The organism is Streptosporangium sp. NPDC000239, from assembly GCF_040300765.1.
In the GTDB taxonomy this organism is placed as follows: Bacteria; Actinomycetota; Actinomycetes; order Streptosporangiales; family Streptosporangiaceae; genus Streptosporangium.
Genome location: NZ_JBEPEI010000031.1, coordinates 1 through 22,273 on the forward strand (window position 1 = coordinate 1; position 22,273 = coordinate 22,273).

The 22,273-nt window shown below is 67.9% G+C and carries 19 protein-coding genes and 2 tRNA genes; 7 read left to right on the plus strand and 14 right to left on the minus strand.

All coding sequences use genetic code 11. The features are described from left to right. Positions 1-440 precede the first annotated feature (440 nt). Positions 441-845, plus strand: coding sequence for a hypothetical protein (locus ABT340_RS40255; RefSeq protein WP_352016211.1), 405 nt, complete (start codon positions 441-443; stop codon positions 843-845). A gap of 278 nt (positions 846-1,123) precedes the next feature. Here ABT340_RS40255 and ABT340_RS40260 read toward each other — a convergent pair whose 3' ends face one another. The 7 genes from ABT340_RS40260 to ABT340_RS40290 all read right to left on the minus strand — a co-directional run bounded on the left by ABT340_RS40260 (position 1,124) and on the right by ABT340_RS40290 (position 7,888). Continuing rightward, positions 1,124-1,543, minus strand: coding sequence for a PH domain-containing protein (locus ABT340_RS40260; protein ID WP_352016212.1), 420 nt, complete (start codon positions 1,541-1,543; stop codon positions 1,124-1,126). Between the two features lie 87 nt (positions 1,544-1,630). Beyond that, positions 1,631-1,707 (minus strand) — tRNA-Met (locus ABT340_RS40265). Between the two features lie 131 nt (positions 1,708-1,838). Then, a tRNA-Met gene (locus ABT340_RS40270) sits at positions 1,839-1,915 on the minus strand. 62 nt (positions 1,916-1,977) lie between these two features. Next, positions 1,978-4,923: a UPF0182 family membrane protein gene (locus ABT340_RS40275; protein ID WP_352016213.1), complete on the minus strand. Its 2,946-nt coding sequence runs from the start codon at positions 4,921-4,923 to the stop codon at positions 1,978-1,980. A gap of 230 nt (positions 4,924-5,153) precedes the next feature. Beyond that, positions 5,154-6,200, minus strand: a complete 1,047-nt coding sequence (locus ABT340_RS40280) for a YlbL family protein (RefSeq protein ID WP_352016214.1) — start codon at positions 6,198-6,200, stop codon at positions 5,154-5,156. Positions 6,201-6,279: 79 nt separating this feature from the next. Continuing rightward, a complete protein-coding gene (locus ABT340_RS40285; protein WP_352016215.1) occupies positions 6,280-6,705 on the minus strand; it encodes a molybdenum cofactor biosynthesis protein MoaE in 426 nt (141 codons plus the stop codon). A 109-nt stretch (positions 6,706-6,814) separates the two neighbouring features. Continuing rightward, a complete protein-coding gene (locus tag ABT340_RS40290) occupies positions 6,815-7,888 on the minus strand; it encodes an NAD-dependent epimerase/dehydratase family protein (RefSeq protein ID WP_352016272.1) in 1,074 nt (357 codons plus the stop codon). A 79-nt stretch (positions 7,889-7,967) separates the two neighbouring features. On the opposite strand from ABT340_RS40290, the gene ABT340_RS40295 reads away from it, so the two are divergent. From ABT340_RS40295 to ABT340_RS40305, 3 genes are all read left to right on the plus strand, one after another. Then, entirely contained in the window at positions 7,968-9,260 is a 1,293-nt protein-coding gene (locus ABT340_RS40295; protein WP_352016216.1) for a zinc-dependent metalloprotease, read from the plus strand. Next, the gene (locus ABT340_RS40300; protein ID WP_352016217.1) at positions 9,257-9,802 is read left to right on the plus strand and encodes an NUDIX hydrolase; all 546 of its coding nucleotides are present in this window, start codon (positions 9,257-9,259) and stop codon (positions 9,800-9,802) included. Before ABT340_RS40295 ends, ABT340_RS40300 begins: the two co-directional genes overlap by 4 nt. Positions 9,803-9,873: 71 nt before the next feature. Further along, complete coding sequence (locus tag ABT340_RS40305) at positions 9,874-10,869, plus strand: endonuclease/exonuclease/phosphatase family protein (RefSeq protein ID WP_352016218.1); 996 nt, start codon at positions 9,874-9,876, stop codon at positions 10,867-10,869. Between the two features lie 11 nt (positions 10,870-10,880). Here the strand turns inward: ABT340_RS40305 and ABT340_RS40310 are convergent, their stop codons facing one another. From ABT340_RS40310 to ABT340_RS40320, 3 genes are all read right to left on the minus strand, one after another. After that, positions 10,881-11,504, minus strand: a complete 624-nt coding sequence (locus ABT340_RS40310) for a hypothetical protein (RefSeq protein ID WP_352016219.1) — start codon at positions 11,502-11,504, stop codon at positions 10,881-10,883. Next, positions 11,501-12,013 (minus strand): M48 metallopeptidase family protein, encoded by a 513-nt coding sequence (locus ABT340_RS40315; RefSeq protein ID WP_352016220.1) that lies wholly within the window; start codon positions 12,011-12,013, stop codon positions 11,501-11,503. The genes ABT340_RS40310 and ABT340_RS40315 overlap by 4 nt, the downstream gene beginning before the upstream one ends. Before the next feature lie 141 nt (positions 12,014-12,154). Further along, positions 12,155-12,940 carry an enoyl-CoA hydratase/isomerase family protein gene (locus ABT340_RS40320; protein ID WP_352016221.1) on the minus strand — a complete coding sequence of 262 codons (786 nt, stop codon included), beginning with the start codon at positions 12,938-12,940 and terminating at the stop codon, positions 12,155-12,157. Between the two features lie 177 nt (positions 12,941-13,117). Here ABT340_RS40320 and ABT340_RS40325 point away from each other — a divergent pair, with 177 nt between their 5' ends. Both ABT340_RS40325 and ABT340_RS40330 read left to right on the plus strand, forming a co-directional pair. After that, positions 13,118-14,221 carry a ThiF family adenylyltransferase gene (locus ABT340_RS40325; RefSeq protein WP_352016222.1) on the plus strand — a complete coding sequence of 368 codons (1,104 nt, stop codon included), beginning with the start codon at positions 13,118-13,120 and terminating at the stop codon, positions 14,219-14,221. Positions 14,222-14,282: 61 nt separating this feature from the next. Further along, positions 14,283-15,620, plus strand: coding sequence for an ABC1 kinase family protein (locus ABT340_RS40330; protein ID WP_352016223.1), 1,338 nt, complete (start codon positions 14,283-14,285; stop codon positions 15,618-15,620). Between the two features lie 1,408 nt (positions 15,621-17,028). On the opposite strand, the gene ABT340_RS40335 is transcribed toward ABT340_RS40330, so the two are convergent. From ABT340_RS40335 to ABT340_RS40350, 4 genes are all read right to left on the minus strand, one after another. Beyond that, complete coding sequence (locus ABT340_RS40335; protein WP_184718892.1) at positions 17,029-17,298, minus strand: WhiB family transcriptional regulator; 270 nt, start codon at positions 17,296-17,298, stop codon at positions 17,029-17,031. A gap of 126 nt (positions 17,299-17,424) precedes the next feature. Beyond that, complete coding sequence (locus ABT340_RS40340) at positions 17,425-17,757, minus strand: hypothetical protein (protein ID WP_352016224.1); 333 nt, start codon at positions 17,755-17,757, stop codon at positions 17,425-17,427. A 115-nt stretch (positions 17,758-17,872) separates the two neighbouring features. Then, positions 17,873-18,748 carry an acyl-CoA thioesterase II gene (gene tesB, locus ABT340_RS40345; protein ID WP_352016225.1) on the minus strand — a complete coding sequence of 292 codons (876 nt, stop codon included), beginning with the start codon at positions 18,746-18,748 and terminating at the stop codon, positions 17,873-17,875. Beyond that, positions 18,745-20,862, minus strand: a complete 2,118-nt coding sequence (locus tag ABT340_RS40350; protein ID WP_352016226.1) for an ATP-dependent DNA helicase UvrD2 — start codon at positions 20,860-20,862, stop codon at positions 18,745-18,747. Before ABT340_RS40350 ends, tesB begins: the two co-directional genes overlap by 4 nt. Before the next feature lie 178 nt (positions 20,863-21,040). On the opposite strand from ABT340_RS40350, the gene ABT340_RS40355 reads away from it, so the two are divergent. Continuing rightward, entirely contained in the window at positions 21,041-22,192 is a 1,152-nt protein-coding gene (locus tag ABT340_RS40355; protein WP_352016227.1) for an alpha/beta hydrolase, read from the plus strand. Positions 22,193-22,273: the final 81 nt, after the last annotated feature.

Sequence of the window (22,273 nt, forward strand, 5' to 3'; positions counted from 1 at the left end):
GTGTTCCCATCCTATCATTTCCGGCCGGTCCGTGTCAACCCGCTGCCTTCGCAGCCACTCGACACCAACCTGTCAGACCCGCTAGGATCTCGCTCGCCCCGTCTCCGGAGCAACCCTTCCAACTTACTCTGACATTCGGCTTCTGTCCAATCGTCCGTGGACGATTCAGACAAACGACTGCCGGAGCAAGGAGGTGGGGTACCGAGCGGGTCGCTGTCTTCGAAGCTCTTTGGCCTCTGCGGCTCGCCGCTCTGCGAGAAGAACATTACCAGGCCCCACGGGTCCCAGAGACAACTTGCCAACCATCCCCAGCACCTGCGCGTCCCAAACGTTCGTAGGGAGTCGACCGCGCAAGCGCTTATCAAGCCGTTCGCAATCGCCCCCGGATACGAAGTTGGCACGAGGGTCAGGATTCTGACTCCACCGTGGAGGTGAGCACCATGACCCGTTCAGAGTTCGACGACATCCGCGCACACATCGATGCGGAAGCCGATCGCCCCGGTGATCTGCTCAGGGTCGCCAGGTCCCTTTTGAGTGATCTTGAGGACGCGCGGATGCGTGAGGCCATGCTCCGCGCCGAACATCTACGTCTTCTCACCGCAGCCCGTGCGACGGCCGCCGCGGAGGCGGCCGGGCGCGCGAACCCGCTTTCCTACATCACCGAGGAACTCGCCCGGCAGGGCCAGCTCCCCGCTACCGAGGTCGAGGTGGACCAGATCCTGCTGGACGTCCGTACCGCGACCACGCTGCTGACCCAGCTCGAACAGGCCCCCGCGCCGGTCACCACCGGAGGCGGGCCGCGCGTTCGCAGGTGTGCCGGCACAAGTCGCACTCTCCCCAGATGAGGCGTTCCGCGTCGTTGACCTGGGCTTGAACCAAGATCTGTAAGACTTCAGGCATGTGGCAGCGGGGGCTGGATTGGGGTGCGACGACCCTCGTAGGGGTCTTCGGCGTCCTGTGGGTTGGCGTGGTGGTGTTCGCAGCGGCCGAAAGACCGATGTGGACGAGTCTCGGACAGTGTGTCTTCGGGGCCTTCCTCATCGGCTGGTCGCTGCACAAGACGTTCCTGCTGCTTCGCCTTCGCCCCCGACACAAAGCGCGGCACCGTAGGGTCAGGGCCTGACTAGAAGCCGGTTCTGAACACTCGCAGTTCATCCGCCACTTCCCGGCACGGGATTCCAAGGTCGAACCTGCTGAGGAGGAAGATCTCCTCTCCTGTGTCGATCTCCAGGAGTTCCGTGCGGGAAGTGAAGCGCGTCCGGGTGTCCACACGAATCCGTTCGACCGCACTCCACGGCACTCTCTGGGCGCCGGAGAAGCCTCGCACCACGATGAGTCCCTCACCGTCCGCGCTGAGCCGCACCGGGGCCAGGAGGTCACGTAGGGCGAGGGTGGCGGCCACCAGGGCTGCGGCGCCCGCCAGGATCGTCCCGCGTGGGTCGTCCAGATTCAGTACGGCCAGCACCGCGAACGCGAGCGCCGCAACGACCTTGACGATGAGCAGTTCTCTACGCACTCTCCAGCGCAGGATCGGTCCTGACATGTCAGCCACACCTGCACGCTAACCGCTGGGTGTCCTGTCCGGAACAAAGTGAAAGGCCCTGATCTCTGAGAGATCAGGGCCTTCCCTTGGTAGCGGGGACAGGATTTGAACCTGCGACCTCTGGGTTATGAGCCCAGCGAGCTACCGAGCTGCTCCACCCCGCGTCGGTATGTCTCAACACTATCGGCCTCCACCGCCAAGAGCAAATCGATACGAGGCCGGGGCAATCGATTCCTTTGAAGCATGGGCTGAAACGGAAGAAGGCCCTGATCTCTGAGAGATCAGGGCCTTCCCTTGGTAGCGGGGACAGGATTTGAACCTGCGACCTCTGGGTTATGAGCCCAGCGAGCTACCGAGCTGCTCCACCCCGCGTCGGCGTGCTTTCACACTACCCGGCTTTGGCGATGAATGCGAACTCAATAGCCGCGGTGCCCCTAGGAACTCGGCGAGGGAGACGGTGTCGGCGTGGTCGAAGGGGTGGCTGACGGAGTCGCCGAAGGGGTTGCCGTCCCCGAGGGAGATGAGCTCGGCGTCGGCGACGGGGTCGCGGCAGGGGCTGTGGAGGCCGAGGCGTTCTTCACCTTCTCCAGGGCCTCCTTCAGCGCCTTCTGAGCCTCGCCGTAGGCCGTCCAGTTCGGCGGCTTGGCCTCCAGGGCGCGCTGGGCGTCGTCATAGGCCTTCTGGGCCTCTCCGATGGCCTGGCTCAGCACGGTGTTCGACTGGGCGGGGACATCGGGTCTGGTCTCCGGCTTGTTCTGCTGAGCGCTGTTGCCGAAGACCTGTTCGAGCGCACCCTGGAGGGTCTCGGCGAAGCCGACCTTGTCTCCGAAGGAGACCAGGACCCGACGGAGAATCGGGTAGGGCTCCTGTCCTGAGGAGGCCGCCGTCTCCACGTAGACGGGCTCGATGTACACCAGGCCCCCGGCGAACGGCAGGGTGAGCAGGTTGCCGTAGCGGACCTTCGCCCCACCGATGCCCAGAAGGTTGAGCTCACCGGAGAACTTGTTCTGGAAGTTGTTCTGTACCTGACCGGGGCCGGGAATCGTGGTGTTCGACGGCATCCGCAGGATGCGCAGCCTGCCGTAGTCGTCACCCGGTGTCGCGTCGACCGCCATGAAGGCGGCCAGGTTCGGCCCCTGGCGTGGCACGAACGTGGTGGTCAGCGAGAAGGTGGGTTCCTGGGTGTCGGGCATCTTGACCGACAGGTAGTACGGCGGCTGCTTGATGTCGTGTCCACCGGAGGACGGGTCGTTCGGGACGTTCCAGAAGTCCTGGCCGCTGTAGAAGGCGTCCGGGTCCTGGATGTGATAGCGGGAAAGCACGTCACGCTGGACCTTGAAGAGCGCCTCCGGGTAGCGCAGGTGCTGCTTGAGGGACTCCGACATCTCGCTCTTCGGCTTGATGATCCCCGGGAAGGCGTTGCGCCAGGTCTGCAGGATCGGGTCCTTCTCGTCCCAGGCGTACAGCGTGACCGTGCCGTCGTAGGCGTCGACCGTGGCCTTGACGGCGTTGCGCATGTAGTTGATGTTGTCGCGCGGCTGCTGCACCACCTGGCGTGGGTCGGTGACCGTGTCACGGGTCATCGACTCCAGGCTCCTGCTGTCGGAGTAGGGGTAGGAGTTGGAGGTGGTGTAGGCGTCGGCGATCCAGACCACCCTGCCGTCGATGACGGCCGGGTAGGGGTTGTCGTCGAGACTCAGGAACGGCGCGACCTTGGCGATGCGGTCCTGCGGGTTGCGCTCGTAGAGGATCCTGGACTTGGCGTTGACGTCTCCCGAGAGCAGCAGGTTCGTCTCGCCGTACTTGGCCGCGTAGAGCAGGCGGTTGAAGAACGAGCCGACGGGGACGCCGCCCTTGCCGGTGTAGGTGGTGTTCTGCTGACCGGTTCCACTGCTCTCCGGATAGTCGAGCTCCTGGCCGACCTTCCTGTCACCGCCGACGATGACGTACTCGGGGGCGGCCGGGGACTCTCCGAAGTAGATCCGCGACTCCTTCAGGCCGATGCGGTCGGCCAGAGAGCCGGTGACCGGCATGTCCTTGGCGTCGAAGTCGGGCAGACCCTGGGAGTCGACCTTGTTGCCGGGCGCGGCCACGAAGCCGTAGCCGTGGGTGTAGACGAGATGCCGGTTGATCCAGTTGTCCTGCTCCCTCGGCGGCCCGGTGAGCTCGCGCACCGCGACGACGGTGTCGCGCGGCTTGCCCGTCTCGTCGGGGTAGCGGTCGACGTCGAGCGGGTCGTGGAAGTCGTAGAAGCCTCGGATGCGCTGCTTCTGCTGGTAGGTCTTGGCGACCAGGTTGGGGTCGAGCAGCCGTACACCGGAGATGGAGCTGTCGGTGGTGACGTTGACCTTGGAGGCGTCGCCCTGGGCGGCGTACTCGATGACCTCGGTCTTGTCGATCCCGTAGGCCTTTCTGGTGGCCTCGATGTTGCGCTTGATGTACGGCTGCTCACGGTCCTGCTGGTTCGGCCGGACCTGGAACTGCTCCACGAGAGCCGGGTAGACCCCGCCGACCAGGATGGCCGACAGGACCAGCAGGCCGAAGGCCACACCGGGCAGCATGCCGCCGGGCCGTACGATGCCGGCGAAGAACAGGATCGCGCAGATGAGGGCGATGATCGCCAGGATGGTCTTGGCGGGCAGCACCGCGTTGACGTCGGTGTAGGAGGCACCGTAGGCGAAGCCACGGTCGGAGAAGACCAGGCCGTATCCGTCGATCCAGTAGGCGACGGCCTTCAGCAGCACGAACACGCCGAGCAGCACCGACAGGTGCACCCTGGCCGCGCGGGAGGCGTGCACGCCGGGCGACTGCAGTCTGAAGCCCCCGTACAGGTAGTGCACGATCGCCGCCATGACGGCCGACAGGATGACCGCGGTGAACAGGAAGTTCAGCACCATCCTGATGAAGGGGTAGGTGAACATGAAGAACGACAGGTCGATACCGAACTGCGCGTCCTTCTCACCGAACGGGGTCGCGTTGAAGAACTCCAGCCACGTCTTCCACTGCCCCGCGAGCGATGATCCCGAGAACAGGGCCAGCACTCCGGCGCCGATCAGGAAGATCAGTTTGCGGTGCGGGTCGAGGGCCATCCGGTAGCGGTCGGCGCCGCTCGCGCCGCCGAACGTTCCGGGGCCGAACATGGGTCTGGCGCGGTAGGCCAGCAGCATGTTGCCGCCCACGAGGCCGACCATGAGCACGGCGCCCACGAAGAAGAGCAGGATCTGTGTGACGACCACACCGGAGAAGACCGCTGTGTAGTCGACCGAGTCGTACCACAGGTAGTCGGTGTATATACCTGCGAAGAGGAAGAACAGCGCGACGATCACGACGATCGCTATCGCGACAGGAAGCAGCAGTCGTGGCCGGCGGGGCAAGCGCATCGCCCTACCGGCTCCGGGGGTCCGGAAGCTCAAGGCCAACCCCTTGTCGTAAAAGAGCACGGTCCGTGTCTGGAAACCTACACCGGTGGGGGTACGGCCGTGCTAAGCCGCTCTGGCAGGGTCCGGCCACATCCCCTGCAGGTTCCAGGGTTCAACGGGTCAACGCGTGAGACCTCGGATGAGTGCCCCGACGTCGTTCTCGGGGCCCGAGACCGTCCGCAGGGGCGCTCTCAGCTCGCCGAGCAGGTCGGTATGGAGCCGGTTCCCGTGCGGATCGCGTCGATCGCCTTCACCGCGTCGTGCAGCGTGCTCACCTTGTAGAGCCGCATCCCGTCGGGGACCGACTTGACCGCCTCCGCGCAGTTGTCCGCGGGCGTGAGGAAGACCGTCGCCCCCGACCTTCTGGCGCCGACCATCTTCTGCGAGATGCCGCCGATCGGGCCGACCTTGCCCTCCGGAGTGATCGTCCCGGTCCCGGCGATCGACTTGCCGCCGGTCAGCGGACCGGGGGTGAGCTTGTCGACGATGCCGAGGGAGAACATCATGCCCGCGCTCGGACCGCCGACGTCACCGACGTTGATCTTCACCTTGAAGGGGAACTTGTAGCTGATCCGCATGGTGATGCCCACGATCGGCGTGCCGTCCTTGGCCGCCACGGTCGGGACGGCCACGGTGAGGCTGCGGTCGCCGCGGTTGACGGTGAAGGTGACCGTCTCGCCCGCCTTGTGCCTGCGGACGATGCCGGAGACGCTCTCCCTGTCCGTCGCGGGGACGCCGTCGACGGAGACGATCTCGTCGCCGGTCTGGAAGTGCCCGTCCGCGGGCAGGCCCTTCTGGGTCGAGGCCACGGTGACGACCGAGGTGTAGGGGATCTTCAGTTCGGTCAGCGCCGCCGCGGTCGCGTCGTCCTGGGAGTTGGTCATCTCCTGGAAGTTCTGCTGCTCGACCTCCTCGGCCGTGCTGGTCGGCGGGAAGATCGTCTCCTCGGGCACGACGGCGACCGTGGGGTCGATCCACCCCCTGAGCGCCCTGAACAGGTCGATCCTGTTGCCCGGGCCGCCCTGGTAGGCGACGGTCACCAGGCTCAGCTTCCCGTCTGTCGGGTAGGTCTCCCGGCCCTCGATGCTGATCACCGGCTTGCCCTTGACGTCACCGATGGTGTTCTCCGTGGGCCCCGGACTCAGCACGACGTACGGCACGGGCAGCAGGGCGCCGACAACGCCGAGCAGAAGCGTGAGGAAGCCTGCCACCATCAATGTCAGCGCTCGTCGGGACATGGGAGGAAGCCTATTCCGTGTGACCGGTCAGAAGGCCGCACCCCCGCGCCGTCACCTTCCAGATTGTAAGGATCGCTCCTCAGCCGCAGCTTCCGACCCATTCGGTCGAGCCGTCGGCGAAGGCCTGGTTCTTCCAGATGGGAACCTCGGCCTTGAGGTCGTCGATCAGGCGCCGGGAGGCCTCGAACGCCTCGCTCCTGTGGGGAGCAGCGACCGCGACGATGACGGCGATGTCGCCCAGGTCGAGGTCACCGACCCGGTGCACGGCGGCCAGCGCGGTGATCGGGAAGTCGGCCACGATCTTCTCCGCGACCCGGCGCAGCTCCTCCTGCGCACTGGGGTGCGCGGAGTAGGACAGGCGGGTCACGGACTTGCCGTGGTCGTGGTCACGCACGGTGCCCACGAAGATCGCCGTGCCGCCCGCGGCGTGGTCGCCGATCGCGGAGAACACCTCGTCCACCGAGAGCGGTGTGTCGCGGATGCCGAGCAGGCGGATGACATTCACGGCTCAAAGGCTACCCGGCGGGCGGGAAGCTCCCCCGCTTCGGGCACGGGAGGCACGGCCGGGACGGCGACGGCCGGGGGCGTGCTCGGGACACGCCCCCGGGAGGGCTTCAGACTCGCCGCTTCTTGCGGGCGGCGCGGACGATCGCCGCCGTGCCGAGGACCGCGACGGTCGCACCGGCCGCGGTGAGCGTGGCCTCCTTGCCGGACAGCCGGCGACCGACCACCGCGTGCCTGCCCTCGCGGAGTTCGAGCAGCTGTGTGAGGGCCGCTTCGTTGCTCCAGGCTGGTTTCCACCCGGCGTCGCGGAGTCCGGCGCAGTCGACGACCCAGGGATAGACCACGTAGTGCAGGTCGGTCGCGGGAGCCGGGGTGATACCGAGGCGGTGCAGGCGCTGGGCCGTACCGAACGTCAGTCCTGCGGGCAGTTCGAACCTGCGCAGACCGGAGAGCTCCTCCACCTGCTCCTGTTCGAGCCAGCCCTCACTGCCGACCGCCACGACGCCGGAGACGGAGCCGAGCGCGGCCAGCTCAAGGGCCGAGATCAGGTCGTCCACGTGGCAGAACTGCCAGCGGGGGCTGCAGCCCTTGACGCTGAGCAGCCTGGGGGCCTCGAAGTGGCGGGTGACCACGCTGTCGACGCCTGGGCCGACGACGGCCGCCGGGCGCAGCACGGTCACCTCAAGGCCGGGGTGGCTGCGCAGTGATCTCCTGACCAGCGCCTCGATCTCCAGATGGTCGCCGACGATGCCGGTGTCCGGCTCGGCCGCGACCGCGGAGTCCTCTGGCAGTGGGACGGGGTTGTCCTGGGCGGCGCCGTACACCATGGCGCTGGTGACCAGCACGACGCGGCGCACCCGGGCGGCGGCCGAGGCGGTGAGCACCGTCTGTGCCGCGCGCAGGTTGTAGGCGCGCCGCTCGGCCGGGTCGGCGTCGAGCGCGTAGTCGCCCGCCAGATGGACGAGCACGTCGATGTCGGAGACCCGGTTCGCCAAGAGCGGATCTCTGACGTCGAGCACCCTCCAGGTGACGTCGGGTACGTCGCCGCGCTGCTCGTCGATGGCCACGACTCTGCGGAAATCCGCAGACGAGGCGACCTTCGAGAGGAAGGCACGGCCGATCCCCGAGGCCGCGCCGGTTACGGCGACGACCGGGAGCCGGGGGCGTTTCGAGGTAGGCACCAGGTCCTCACTTTGCACTGACCCACCATGCGACGGATAACGTGGCGGTTGTGGACTCCTCCATCCTGCACGAGGTAGAGCGGTGACTGACTTGCCAGGTCGGGAAAACGACCCCAACGAGAATCCGTTCGCCATGTTCGGCGACCCGGAGCAGATCGCGGCGGCCATGCGTCAGTTCGCCGACATGCTGTCCGCCCCGCAGAGCTCCGGTCCCGTCAACTGGGACATGGCGAAGAATATCGCCCGGCACGTCGTGGCCGCCGAAGGCGATCCGAGTGTCATGGAAGGCGAGCGGCGCCAGATCGTGGACGCGCTCAACCTCGCCGACCTGTGGCTGAACGAGGCGACCACGCTGCCCAGCGGGGTGAACAACCCGCAGGCGTGGAGCCGGTCCGAGTGGATCGAGAAGACCGTCCCGGTGTGGCGGCAGCTGTGTGATCCGGTCGCCGCCCGCATGGTCGAGACCATGAGCGGCACGCTCGGCGCGACGGGTCTGCCCGCCGAGGCTCAGGCGATGGCCGGGCCGCTGATGGGCATGATGAAGCAGATGGGCAGCATGCTGGTCGGCCAGCAGATCGGCCAGGCCCTCGGCTCTCTGGCCCGTGAGGTCGTCGGCTCCACCGACATCGGCCTTCCGCTGTCGGAGAACGCCGCCCTGCTGCCCGGCGGCATCGCCGCGTTCGGTCAGGGGCTTGAGACTCCCGTCGAGGAGATCCGGATCTATCTGGCGCTACGCGAGGCCGCGCACCACCGGCTGTTCCAGCACGTGCCGTGGCTGCGGGTGCACCTGTTCGGCGCGGTCGAGGAGTACGCCAGGGGCATCACGGTCGACGTGTCCGCGCTGGAGGAGCAGTTGCGCGGCCTCGACGTCAACAACCCCGAGCAGCTCCAGCAGGTGCTGAGCGGCGGCAACCTGCTCAAGCCCGAGGAGACCGAGCGGCAGAAGGCCGCCCTGGCGCGCCTTGAGACCATGCTCGCGCTGGTCGAGGGCTGGGTCGGCACGGTCGTCGACGGTGCCGCCGAAGGCAAACTGCCCTCCTCGGCCGCCCTGGCCGAGACCGTACGGCGTCGCAGGGCGACCGGCGGTCCCGCTGAGCAGACCTTCGCCACGCTCGTCGGCCTGGAGCTGCGTCCGCGCCGTCTGCGTGAGGCGGCCGCCCTGTGGCAGGCCATCGAGCGCGACCGGGGCATCGACGGGCGGGACGCGGTGTGGAGCCATCCCGACCTGATGCCGACCGCGGATGATCTGGACAATCCCGAGGGTTTCGTCAGGGGTGAGCCCGAGCTGGACCTGTCCTCCCTTGAGGCGTCGCTCGGCGAGGCCCCGAAGGAGCCGGAGAAGGGGAACGACGACCCCCGGGACGGCGCCGCGTGAGCCTGCACGCGCACGCGCAGGAGGTTCTCGCGGCCTGGAAGGCGCCCACGGCCGATGAGGAGAGCCTGCGCAGGGAGTTCCTCGATCATGTGCGGGCCCATGAGGACGCGATGTGGCGGGAGTGCGTACCCGGCCATCTGACGGCCACGACCGCGGTGATCTCCCACGACGGCGAGCGGGTGTTGCTGACGCTGCACCCCAAGGCCGGGATGTGGCTGCCCATGGGCGGGCACTGTGAGCGCGGGGACGTCTCACTCGACGGCGTCGCGCTGCGGGAGGCGACCGAGGAGTCGGGCATCGCCGGTCTGCGCCTGCTTCCCGGTCCGCTCGCCCTCGACCGCCACAAGGTCTGGTGTCACCCCCCGCACAGCCACCATCTCGACGTGGAGTACGGCGCGGTCGCCCCCGCCGACGTGGAGGCCGTGATCAGCGAAGAGTCCCTCGACCTGCGGTGGTTTCCGATCGAGGAGATCCCCGAGCTCTCCGACGAGGCGACCCGTAGGCTCGCCAGGCGTGCCCGTGAGGTGATGCGCCAGATCTGAACCGGTTTATGTTCGGCTCACACGACCATCGATAATGTCGTCACATTGGGTGACCGATGAATCGAGGCGTAGTGAGCACGGACACAGCCGGTGGCGCGATTCTGACTCCGGTACGACGACGACGTTCGCCCCGGATTCCCAGCGCTCTGGTCTGGGCGGCTCTCACTCCTTTCGCGGCCTGGGCTGCGGCCAGGGTCACCGGTCTCGAACGTGGCTCACTCACCGCTCAGCTGATGACGGCCACGCCGTACGCGGCGGCCGGGTCGCTGTTACCTCTGTTCCTGGCCGCGGCGACCCGCCGCCGTGCCGCCACGGCTGTGGCGTTGGTCACCACGGCGGCGCTCGGGCTCAGTGTCCTGCCCCGCGCGTTCGCCTCGGCGCAGCCTCCCTCCGGAGCGCCGTTGCGGGTGCTCACACTCAACATGTTGTTCGGTCACGCCGATCCGGGCGCGGTGATGGACCTGGTCAGACGGCTGCGGCCGGACGTGCTGAGCGCTCAGGAGCTGACGCCGGGGATGGTCGAGGAACTCGACGCGGCCGGGCTGAAGGACGTCATGTCGCACCGCGTGCTGCAGACGGCCTGGAGCGCCAGCGGCAGCGGCCTCTTCTCCCGCTATCCGCTGGCCCCGCTGGAGAACCTGTTCCAGCCCATCGGGCACAACATGCCGGCCGCGGTGCTCAGCGTCCCGGGGGTGGGGAACATCGAGTTCGTCGACGTGCACACCTTCCCACCACTGGGCAGCCAGGTGCACGAGTGGAGCGCGGCGTTCGCCGCGTTCCCCGACGCCTCCCCGGATCGGCTGCGGATCTTCGCCGGTGACTTCAACGCCAGCCTCGACCACGCCGCGATGCGCCGTTTCGTCAGCCGGGGCTACGCCGACTCGGCTGATCGGACCGGTCAGGGGCTGGTTCCGACCTGGCCGGTCAACAGCAGGATTCCGCCGGTCATCACCATCGACCATGTCGTGGTCGACCAGCGGATCGGAGTGCGGGAGGTGAGCATCCACACCGTCCCCGGCACCGATCACAGGGCGGTCTTCGCCGACCTCAGCCTGCCTTCGATCTGAGCCCGGTCTTCTCAGACCGACAGCAGTGCCCGGGTGTTGTCCCAGCCCTCAAGGCCGGGGTCGAGCCTGTGGACGTCGGCGGGAGCGCGCAGACGGTGCCAGCCGGGGCCGGTCGCGACCCGCCAGGAGGCGGGGGCCAGCGTGCGCAGGGTCCTGACCGGCTCGGGGTCGTCGAAGCCGATCTCGGCCCAGTCGGGCCACGGTGACCGTGTGGCGATCGCGACGGCCCCGCCCTCGACGGCCGGGCAGACGGCCAGTCCCGCGCTGCCGAGCGCGCGGAAGAGCTTGCCGATCAGCAGCGGCGGCAGGTCAGGGGCGTCCCCGCTCAGCAGAACCGCCTGGCCCGCGTACGGCGCGGCGGCCGAGACCACCTCGAACGCGGCCCTGACCAGGGGTGCTCCGGAAAGCTCGGGGATCTCAAGGACCGGGGTGCCCGGCCAGACGACCTCTTCCATCCCGGGCACGCTCGTCACGAGGACCGGGGTGACGAAGTCGAGGGTGCTGACGAGTTCGTAGGTGTCCTCGACGACGGCCGTCAGGAAGCTCCCGGGGTCGATCCCCGGTGGTGCCCCGGCCGACATCGACGATGTGACGACGACCGCGACCAGGCGGTCCTCCGTACGCTCTGAGGTCAACACTCCTCCGCGACGCCCGCCGCCATGGAGAACCCCTCAAGGAAGCCGCGTGCCCGTTCGGCCTTGGGGTAGTGGTCGACCAGCGCCCAGAAACGAGGTCCGTGGCTGGGCACGAGCAGGTGGACCAGCTCGTGCATGATCACGTAGTCGACCACCCACGACGGCATGCCCCGGAGCCGTGTGGAGATCCTGATGGTGCCGTGATCCGGCGTGCACGAGCCCCAGCGGTGCTGCTGGTTGTCGACCCAGCGCACGCTCGACGGTCTTGCCCGCCCGTCGAGATAACGTGCCGAGAGCTCGCTCGCCCGCTCGAAGAGGTCGTCGTCGGAGGGGCGTCTTCGCTGCTCCTTGGCCGCCAGCCGGTCGAGCATCCGGCGCACCCATTGCTCCTCGTCGGTACTGCTCAGCCCGGCGGGGAGCAGCACGATCGTTTTCTCGCCGTCGCGGTACGCGGATACGGTCCGCCGACGACGAGAACTTCGACGGACCTCGACTGTCTCGGGGGGCACATATGAACGGTAGCCGAGAATCACGAATTCACACCAGAGGGCCGAACACGTTCTGGCTGGTCAATCCCTGTTCGTCGATTGTTCAGCAAGACCGATCGGTTATGGCTGGAGCCCGTGGAATTAACCGGACCGCCGATCCCCTCAGGAGCCGCCGAATCTCGGGGACCGTCGTTCCCGCTGCGCCGCCAACCCTTCGAGCAGGTCGTCGGAGGCCATGGTGACGGGTTGGGCGAGAGACTCCCAGCGCAACGCGGCGTCGAGGTCCGCGTGCCCACCGCCCGCCAGGGCCACCTTGGTGAGCCGGGTGGCGACGGGGGCGTTCGCCGCGGTCCTCGAAGCGATCTCCAGCACCTGCGTCATCAGCGTCTCTCGGGGAAACGCCCTGGTCACCAGCCCCGATGCCGCCGCCTCCGCGCCCAGCATGGTGCGGCCGGTGAGCAGCATCTCCCTGGCGACCCCGACCCCGGCGACCCTGGGCAACAGGTAGGTGGCCGCCATTCCCGGGTGCAGGCCGAGCGAGGTGAAGGGGGCCAGTAGCTTGGCCTCCTCCGCCGCGTAGACCAGGTCACAGGCAAGGGCCAGGCACAGCCCGGCTCCGACGGCGGCGCCGTTGACCGCGGCGATGGTCGGCACCTCCAGGTCCGCCACGGACAGCCAGGTCCGATAGAAGCCCAGCATCCTGTCACGCAGGACGGGCACGCTCTCCGCTCCCCGGTCGGCGAGCCAGGACAGGTCTCCTCCCGAGCAGAACGCGCTGCCCTCCCCGGTGACGACCACGCATCGCACATCCTTGTCGCGACGCAGGTCGGAGACCGCCAGCCGCCACTGTTCCGTCATGCCGTCCGTCATCGAGTTACGCCGGTCGGGGCGGTTCAGGGTGAGCACCACGACGCCGTCGTCGCGCCTGTCGATCAAGAGCTCGTCCATGGCGGGAGCGTAGTACACCGGAAGTTATCCACAGGCGGCGGGAAACGTCTCCGCGATCTTTTGAGGGCGTGGCACTCTGACTGCCCCGGGACCACCGGGTGACCGGAAACTCACGCTCCGCGTCCACCCGGGGTCCTCCCCTTCTGGCCTTCGGGCTCCCTGAGGAGAGGCGGTCACATGAGACCACGTCTGAAGCCCGTTCTGCGTCGGGTCGCGCGCGACGAGCACACCCTGCAGTTCGGTCTGCGCCCCAGGCACGCGGTGGTGCTGACCGACCTGGAACCCGAGGTTCGCCGCTGGGTCGAGAGCCTCGACGGCGTGCGCGACGTCGAAGGGGTGCTCGCCGGGGCGGACGAGGCAGGGCTCGGCAGGGAGAACGGCCGCGCCCTGCTCGACCTGCTGATCGACCAGGGGGTGGTTGACGACGCGGCGGCGCCACCCGGTCCGCTACGTCTGCTCACCCTCGCCGAGCGAGACCTGCTCCAGCCCGATCTGGAGGCGCTCTCCCTCACCCCCGGCACGACGGACGGCGGCCTTGCCGTGCTGGAACGCAGGCGGGACGTCCAGGTGCGGGTGTACGGCGCGGGTCGTGTCGGCGCGCAGATCGCCGCCCTCCTCGCCGCCTCCGGGGTAGGCGGCCTGTGCGTTGTCGACTCCGGTACGGCCCGCGGCCGGGACGTCACACCGGGCGGCCTGACCTGGACGCAGGTGGGCAGAAGCAGGCAGGAGGGCGCGGTCGAGCTGGTGAAGCGGCTCGCACCCTCCATCACCGCGTGGACCGGTGATCGGGCCGCCCGGCTGGCCGACGGTGCCAGGGCACCTGACCTGGTGGTGCTCTCACCGGTCGACCCCCTCGACGACCTGCTGATCGACGAGCTCATGTCCCGACGGATCCCCCACCTGCTCGTGACCGCCTACGAGGACCTGGGGTCCATCGGTCCTCTGGTGCTGCCTGGACAGAGCACCTGTCTACGGTGTCTAGATTTGACGCGACGCGATCGTGACCCGGGATGGCCGGTCGTCAGTGCCCGTCCTGGCGGCTTGCCCGCGGGGGAGATCGGGTGTGGCGTGGTCATGTCGTCTCTTGTCGCGGCGGTGGCGACTGGGCACGCGCTCGCTTTCCTCGACGGGGAGGAGTCCGCTGTGACCAACGGCACAACGGATGTATTGCCTGACTGGCGATGGAAACGGCGATCCTGGAGTATTCATCCTCGATGTCGTTGCTTCCGAAACGAGTTGGGTTCGCCAACAATGGTCGCGTCGGCTGCTGACCGCGGCTGACAGACACCACACCGAAGGGAGGGAGCGGTGTCTCACCACGGGGGAAACGCCGCGAGCCAAGGTGAGTGACCTTCCGCGCCGCGCTGTCGCGCGATCCGCCAAGCTGGCGGCCCTGCCGATCGGATTCGCCGGCCGTACCGCCCTCGGACTGGGGAAGCGGATCGGGGGCAAGTCCGCGGAGATCGTCGCCCAGGAGATACAGGAACGCACCGCCGAGCAGATCTTCAAGGTTCTGGGAGAACTCAAGGGCGGGGCGATGAAACTCGGCCAGGCTCTGTCCATCTTCGAGGCGGCACTTCCCGCCGAGGTCGTCGGCCCCTACCGAGCAACCCTCACCAAACTCCAGGACGCCGCGCCACCGCTACCCGCCGCGACGGTGCACAAGGTGCTCGTCGAGCAGTTGGGCGACGACTGGCGGGAGAACTTCCAGTCGTTCGAGGACCGTCCGACCGCCGCCGCGTCGATCGGGCAGGTGCACAAGGCCGTTTGGCACGACGGCAGAACGGTCGCCGTCAAGGTTCAGTATCCCGGCGCGGGCAAGGCACTGCTGTCCGACTTCAATCAGATCGCCAGGCTCGGCAAGCTCTTCGGGGTGCTGCTTCCCGGGCTCGACATCAAGTCCGTCCTCAGTGAGCTACGCGAGCGGATCGCCGAAGAGCTCGACTACCTGCGGGAGGCAGAGGCTCAGCACGCCTTCGCCCTGGAGTTCAAGGACGACCCCGACTTCCTGATTCCGGATGTCGTGGCGGCCAACGAGCAGGTCCTCGTCTCCGAGTGGGTCGAGGGTGTCCCGCTGTCACGGATCATCAGCGACGGCACCAAGCAGGAACGTGACCGTGCCGGTCTCCAACTGGTCCGATTCCTGTTCTGCTCGCCCGCGCGGGTCGGCATGCTCCACGCCGATCCGCATCCGGGAAACTTCCGCGTCGTCGAGGACGGGCGGCTGTGCGTGCTCGACTTCGGCGCGGTCAACCGGCTGCCCGACGGCTACCCCCCGGCCTTCGGAAAGCTCACCCGGATCTTCAACAACGGCGACATGGAGACCGTGATTCAGGGGCTGCGCGACGAAGGGTTCATCCTTCCCCACATCGAGGTGGACGCCGAGGCGCTGCGAGCCTTCCTCGCCCCCTATGTCGAGCCGACCGCGGTCGAGGAGTTCACCTTCAGCCGCGAGTGGCTGCGGGAGCAGGCCGCCACGGTGACGGACCTGCGTCCGGGAAACGTGGCACGCCAGCTCAACCTGCCGGTGTCGTACGTCCTCATCCACCGTGTGCACGCGGCGGGGTTGGGCGTGCTCTGCCAGCTCGGTGCCACGGCCCGCTTCCGCGAGGAGGTGATCCGCTGGGTTCCCGGTTTCGTCGAGGAGGACCCCGAAGAGCAGGCGATCGCCGCGAGCTGACAGCTCCCCCGTATTCCGAGCCCGCTTCGTTCTGAAGCAGATCCCCATTCGTTCCGAGATCCGTTTCGAAGCCGCACGTCATCCACGATGCCATGACCTCCGCGACGCTCTGAGACCCATGGAGCCCACCTGATCCCGGTAGCTCCTGACCGGTCTCGGCCGTCCCGGTGCTCTTTGTCTTCCTTGCGTCTCAGCGCCGTTCCTGTTGGTCGTTCTTCTCCTCAGCTGCGCCTTGGGGGATTGGCCGTACGGCCCGGGGGCGACATGGCCCGTTCAAGACAGAATCGCCTGGTCAGGGGCGGTTTGACCGTACCTCTGGAAGGGTTCGGCGCGCTCTGGAGAGTACGGCTGCACGAAAAGGGAAACGCATCCGAAAGGGCCGATCATTCAGAAGATCGGCACATATGAAAAGGCCACGTATTCGAAAGATCACACTTCTCGGAAGTGTCGGCCGCCCGTGGGATATCACAGGTTCGAAAGGACCGTGTATCCGAAAGATCTGCGCTTCCAGAAAGGTCTCCGCTCAAGGGGACCACGTGTTTGGGGGAATCACGCGCTCGGGGGGTCACACGTTTGGGAGAAACACACGCTCGGGGAAGCCACATGCTCGGGGTCACATGTTTGGAGCGCGTGTTGGGGCGCGTGTTCGGAGAGGCCACACGTCCAGGAGAGCCACCTGTTCGAGAGCGTCGCGCGTTTTCGGGGCCTCGGTCGGGGTCCCTGCTGGGGGAGAGCATGCGAAAGGGGTGACCCGGGGAAGGAGTCACCCCTTGGAAGTGGTTCTTGCCTGGAAGTGGCGCTCAGCCAGCGGCCCGTTCCCGGCCCGAATTTCTGGGCCTGGAATGCCTGGACCCTGAACGTTCGGGCCCGACTACTCGTCGCTGTTCACCACTGCTCGTCGCTGTTCGCGACTGTGTTGCCGTTGATCGTCGCCGCTTGCTGTTGACCAACGGCGAGCGGCGACGCGCGGCGTGGATCCGTGCCGCGCGTCGCTTACCAGAGCCGAACTGAGCGGTGTTCACCGGCATTCATCGCCGTTGGCCACCGGCGAGCGCCGCTTACCGGCGTTCATCACCGTTGACCGGCGCTCATCGCCGGCGAGCGCCGTTGATCAATGGTGATCAACGGCGATCGACGGTGGCCGGTGGCGATCAGACGAGGCGCAGGAGTACGTGCCGCAGCCGGGCCGAGGCGCGTTCCGCGTTCCGGCGGGCGCGCCTCAGGCGCAGTATGCCTGTCACGATGCGCTGCTCCTCCGCCTCCCGGTGAAGGGTTCGTATTCGGTCCCTCACCAGTTCTTCTTGCATAGGCAGCATGTCGAAACCGGCGGTGGCGCTGTTGGGGTAGGTCATCGGAAGTGGTCCTTTCGGGACATACGGTCTTTTTGGTTGATCAGGTTCCGCGCCGGTCAGGCGGCGACGGGGGTCTTGCGGGGACGGCCACGCGGGCGCTTCCTCGGGACGATGGCGCCCCTCAGGATGAGCTCGCCGCCCCAGACACCCCACGGCTCCTCGCGCTCAAGCGCGCGGGCCAGGCAGGCCTGCTGGATCGGGCAGCCTCCGCAGAGTGCCTTGGCGAACTCCACGTCCTCCGGAGACTCCGCGAACCAGAGGTCGGGGTCGGTACGACAGGGGATTGCGGCTTCGTCGATCAGGTCCATGATCGTCTGGGCCCCCATCTGCTTCACCTCTCAGTTAGGTGTTGGTCTTCGATTACCTCTAGGTGGGGGGACAGGAACAACGCGGACAAACAAGAAGGCCGCGAATCCTGGGTGCGGATCCGCGGCCTGAAGGCTCTTCTTCGGTCAGGTTATGACCGGAGGTTGCCTCCAGGAATACGGACCACGCCGTCCACCATTGCCGGTGTGCTTGGTCAGTGCGTAGCTGCCGCCCTCAGGAGCCAGAACGGCGCCTGCGCCTGCCGCCTTAAAGGCGGCCGGAGTGGCCGGTCGGCTGCCGAGAACTTGGGTACGGACAGTCGTGTCCTGCCGGAGCTGGGCCTCCCGCTGGACCTGGATCTCCTGTCGGAGTCTGGCCGCGGCACCATCGGCGAGGATGGCGCACGTGCCGAACGACAGGGTCATGGCAGGGGTCATGAAGGTAAGCCCAGACTGGGACGGCATCAGAATGTTCTTCACAGCGGACTCACCTCCATTCGTGGATCGTCGGACAGGAGCGTCCGACTTGCTTGAGCATGACCCTAAACCCCGGCGACAGGGAGGGGCAACATATTTTCTACCTGCAGTTTTACCACTAACTCACACGGATCATGGCTTCCTGGACCACCGACACGGCCAGTTCCCCGGACCGGGTGAACATCTCCCCCTTCGCCAGGCCTCGGGCGGAGCTCGACCAGGGCGACTCCTGGGCGTACAGCATCCACTCGTCGACGCGGAAGGGGCGGTGGAACCACATGGCGTGGTCCAGCGAGGCTCCGGAGACGTTGGGGGTTCCCCAGGCCTGGCCGTGGGCCAGCAGCACGGTGTCCACCAGGGTGAAGTCCGAGGTGTAGGCGGCCAGCACCACGTGCAGCAGCGGGTCGTCGGGCAGCTCCGACTCGTAGCGGAACCAGACGTTCGTCGTGGAACGGCTCAGCGAGGGGTCCCGCAGGGCCTCCCAGGTAAGAGGTGTGGCGTAACGGGCGTCGAGCGGACGCGGCCTGGCCAGCAGCTCCCGCCAGGGGGAGTCCTCTGGCATGTCCGCCAGGGCCTGCCGCATCCGCTCCGGGAAGGGCGCCAGTTCCTCGGGGCCGGGCACCTCGGGCATCGTCGTCGCCTGGTGCGCGAGGCCCGGCTCGTCGATGTGGAAGGAGGCCGACATGGTGAATATCGCCTTGCCGTGCTGGATGGCCACGACTCTGCGGGTGGTGAAGGAACGGCCGTCCCGGACGCGTTCCACGTTGTAGACGATCGGCACCGCCGGGTCGCCCGGCCTGATGAAGTAGGCGTGCAGCGAGTGGACGTGACGCTCCGGGGGGACGGTCCTGCCCGCCGCGACCAGCGCCTGGGCGGCGACCTGGCCGCCGAAGACCCGTTGGACGTCCTCGGCGGGGCTGCGTCCCCGGAAGATGTCCAACTCGATCTGCTCCAGGTCCAGCAGGTCGAGCAACTCCTTGAGAGCCTGGTTCACACGTCCTCCGTCCGGTCTGCGGCGGCACGGCAGAGAGCCAGCACCGCCTCGCCGTACCGGTCCATTTTGACGCGTCCTATCCCGGTTATAGAGAGCAGGTCCCTTTCTGTGGCCGGGGCTCGCTCCGCGATGGCCTGGAGGGTGACGTCGGTGAAGACCACGTAGACCGGAACCTTGGCCTCCTTGGCGGCCGAGGCGCGCCAGGCCTTGAGGCTCTCCAGCAGGGCCTCGTCGTAGTCGGCCGGGCAGGTGGCGCATCTGCCGAGCTTCTGCTCGGCGGCCGCGGCGAGGGTCCTGCCGCAGACACGGCAGTTGATCGGCGCGGCCACCTCGCGACGCCCGGCGGACCTTCTTGAAGCCGAACCCTGGGACGCCCCTCCGGACACGAACGCGGCGAAGGCCGACGTCGCACGGCCGGACCCTCCGGAACGTCCTGTGAGGCCGTCGAGGAAGCGGGAGGGCCTCCTGGAGCGGTGCCCGCCGGGTGAGCGGGCCAACGCCCACGACAGCGCCAGGTGCTCTCTGGCCCGGGTGACGCCGACGTACAGCAGGCGGCGCTCCTCCTCGATCTGCTCCGGTGTCTTGGCGTAGACGATGGGCATCATGCCCTCGGTCATACCGACCAGGAAGACGGCGTCCCATTCGAGGCCCTTGGCGGCGTGCAGGGAGGCCAGTGTCACGCCGTCGACCGGCGGCGCGTGCTGTTCGCCCGCCCTGCGCTCCAGTTCCGCCACGAAGGCGGTCAGGTCGGCGCCCTCGGCCGCCATGTCCTCGGCGAGGTCGGCGAGGGCCCTGAGCGACTCCCACTTCTCCCGGGCTCCTCCTCCGCCCGGCGGCACGGGGGTCAGGCCGATTCCGGCGAGGATGTCGTTGACGGTCGGGGCCAGTTCGTCGTCCCGCGCGGCCGAGCGGGCGGCGCCGCGCAGCAGGACGACGGCGTGGCGCACCTCCGGGCGTTCGAAGAAGCGGTCGGCCCCGCGCAGCAGGTAGGGCACGCCGACCGTTGTGAGGGCCTGCTCGTAGGCCTCCGACTGGGCGTTGACCCGGAAGAGCACGGCGATCTCGCGGGACGGGACACCGCCGTCGACGAGGGCTCGGATCGCGCGTGCCACCCCCGCGGCCTCGGCCTGTTCGTCGTCGTACTCGGTGAAGCCGGGTTCCGGACCGTCGGGGCGCTGGGCGACCAGCGTGAGCCGGTGCGGGCTCTTCGACCGGTCGATCAGCCTGTTGGCCAGGGAGACGACCTGGGGGGTCGAGCGGTAGTCACGGACCAGCTTGATCACGGCCGCCTCCGGATGCTCGACGGAGAAGCCGGTCAGATATCTGGGGGTCGCGCCGGTGAAGGAGTAGATCGTCTGGTTGGGGTCGCCGACCACGCACAGGTCGTCGCGTCCGCCGAGCCAGGTGTCGAGCAGGAGTTTCTGCAGCGGGTTGACGTCCTGGTACTCGTCGACGACGAAGTAGCGGTACTGCTGGCGGATCTGTGCCGCCACCTCACGGTGCTCGGTCATCACGGCGGCGGTGAGTTCGAGGATGGTCTCGAAGTCGACCAGGTGCCGTTCGCGGCGGAGCCGTTCGTAGGCGTCGAAGAGCCGGAAGACCTCCTCCGCGGGCACCGGCGGCGTACGGCCCGCCTTCCGCGCGGCCTCGGCGTAGTCCTCGGGGCCGATCTGGGTGGCCTTGGCCCACTCGATCTCGCCCGCGACGTCGCGCAGTTCGGCCCGGTCCGGGGCCCTTCTGACGAGTCGGAAGGCGTCGGCCAGCAGCGGCAGCTTCGACTCGATCACCTTGGGCGGGTCTCCGCCGATGACGCGCGGCCAGAAGTAGGTGAGCTGGCGCAGCGCGGCGGCGTGGAAGGTGCGGGCCTGCACCCCCGGGGCGCCGAGCGCGCGCAGCCGCTGCCTGAGCTCACCGGCGGCGCGTGTGGTGAATGTCACGGCCAGCACGCTCTGGGCGTCGACCACTCCGCTGCGCACCGCGTGGGCGACGCGGTGGGTGATCGCCCGGGTCTTGCCGGTCCCCGCTCCGGCGAGCACGCAGACCGGTCCGCGTACCGCCTCGGCCACCGCCCGCTGTTCCGGATCCAGTCCCGCCAGGACGTCGTCTGTGACCACGGGGACTCCTTACACGGGTTGTACAGGCCAGCTGTGAACATCCTGGCAGTCGGTGGCCAAGCTCCGCCCATTCTGGCAACATGCCGCCGTCAACCTACGTCGTTCCAGAAGATGCGTAAAAAGGGCAGTTCCTCCACAATGAGGGGGGATTTTGGGGTCCGAGGGAAGGAAGAAACCTGTGAGAACCGCGGCGACCGTGAGCGCTCTCGCCCTGGCGGCGTTGGTGATCGGCCCCGTGGCGCTACAGACGTCCTCCGCGGCGCACGCCTCCCCCGCCACGCTGGCGCACTACGGCGGCGCGTCCATCACCGCCTCGAAGGCGACCACCACGCGCAAGGCCAGGACGAAGCACTCCACCAAGGCGAAGCACTCCGCCAGGAAGGCCGATCCGAGCCCCGAGCCGTCCACGACCACCTCGGCGTCGGCCACCGCGACCTCGACCGCCAAGCCGACTCCCAGCCCGACGGCGAAACCGTCCGCCGGCGCGACCGCCAAGCCGAAGAAGCCGTCGGCCACCGCAACCCCGAGGGTCGCCTCGACCGACAACCCGCTGCTCGACGGCACCGTCATCAACACCGTCGCGTACGGCCCGCACCCCCGTCAGCGGATGGACGTCTGGCACCAGACCGACGGTCTCAAGCGGCCCGGTGTCTTCCTGATCCACGGCGGCTGGTGGTCGAGCGGCGACAAGAAGTACATGACCGCGATCACCACCAGCTACGCCGAGCAGGGTTACACGGTCTTCAACATCAACTACCGCCTGTCCGGCGACGCGGCCTGGCCCGCGCAGCGCACCGACGCGCTGGACGCCATCGCCACCGCCCGCAGGCACGCCGCCCTGTGGTCCTTCGACCCCAACAACTACGTGGTCGTCGGCTTCTCCGCGGGAGGGCACCTGGCCTCCGCCGTCGGCACCTACGGGGACGGGCTGCCCGGCCTGCGCGGGGTCGTCGGCATCTCACCGGTGACCTCGCCGATGCTGGCCTACGAGGACGGCGCGACCGACGTCTTCGACCTGAACAAGCGCAAGCTGCGTGAGTCGGCCATCCAGCTCGCCGGAGGCTGCGAACCCGTCAAGTGCCCGAAGATCTGGGCCAGCATGGAGGTCCCGAGGCACGCCAGCAAGGGCGACGTGCCGGAGCTGGCCGTACATTCCCAGGACGAGTTCGTGCCCGCCGAGCACAGTCTGCGGCTCAAGGAGCGGCTCAAGGCCGTCGGTGTGAGCATGACGGTGCTGACCGAGCCGGGAAGCGAGCACAGCACGCCGATGTACCGGCTTCCCGGGGTCGCCGAGACGGTCCAGGACTGGATCGCGGGCAAGCTCCTCTGACCTACGGAAATCCGGGCGACGGGAAGATGAACGGCTCTCACTTTGTTGCCACTGAGCGCTGAACATCTCACGAGGGGAAAT

What these genes read in the sequence shown, in the direction of transcription:
- ABT340_RS40320 (WP_352016221.1), bottom strand. Translation starts at nt 12,940, where the DNA reads ATGGACGAGCTCTTGATCGACAGGCGCGACGACGGCGTCGTGGTGCTC.
- ABT340_RS40255 (WP_352016211.1), top strand. Translation starts at nt 441, where the DNA reads ATGACCCGTTCAGAGTTCGACGACATCCGCGCACACATCGATGCGGAA.
- ABT340_RS40335 (WP_184718892.1), bottom strand. Translation starts at nt 17,298, where the DNA reads ATGGGGGCCCAGACGATCATGGACCTGATCGACGAAGCCGCAATCCCC.
- ABT340_RS40275 (WP_352016213.1), bottom strand. Translation starts at nt 4,923, where the DNA reads ATGCGCTTGCCCCGCCGGCCACGACTGCTGCTTCCTGTCGCGATAGCG.
- ABT340_RS40325 (WP_352016222.1), top strand. Translation starts at nt 13,118, where the DNA reads ATGAGACCACGTCTGAAGCCCGTTCTGCGTCGGGTCGCGCGCGACGAG.
- ABT340_RS40280 (WP_352016214.1), bottom strand. Translation starts at nt 6,200, where the DNA reads ATGTCCCGACGAGCGCTGACATTGATGGTGGCAGGCTTCCTCACGCTT.
- ABT340_RS40260 (WP_352016212.1), bottom strand. Translation starts at nt 1,543, where the DNA reads ATGTCAGGACCGATCCTGCGCTGGAGAGTGCGTAGAGAACTGCTCATC.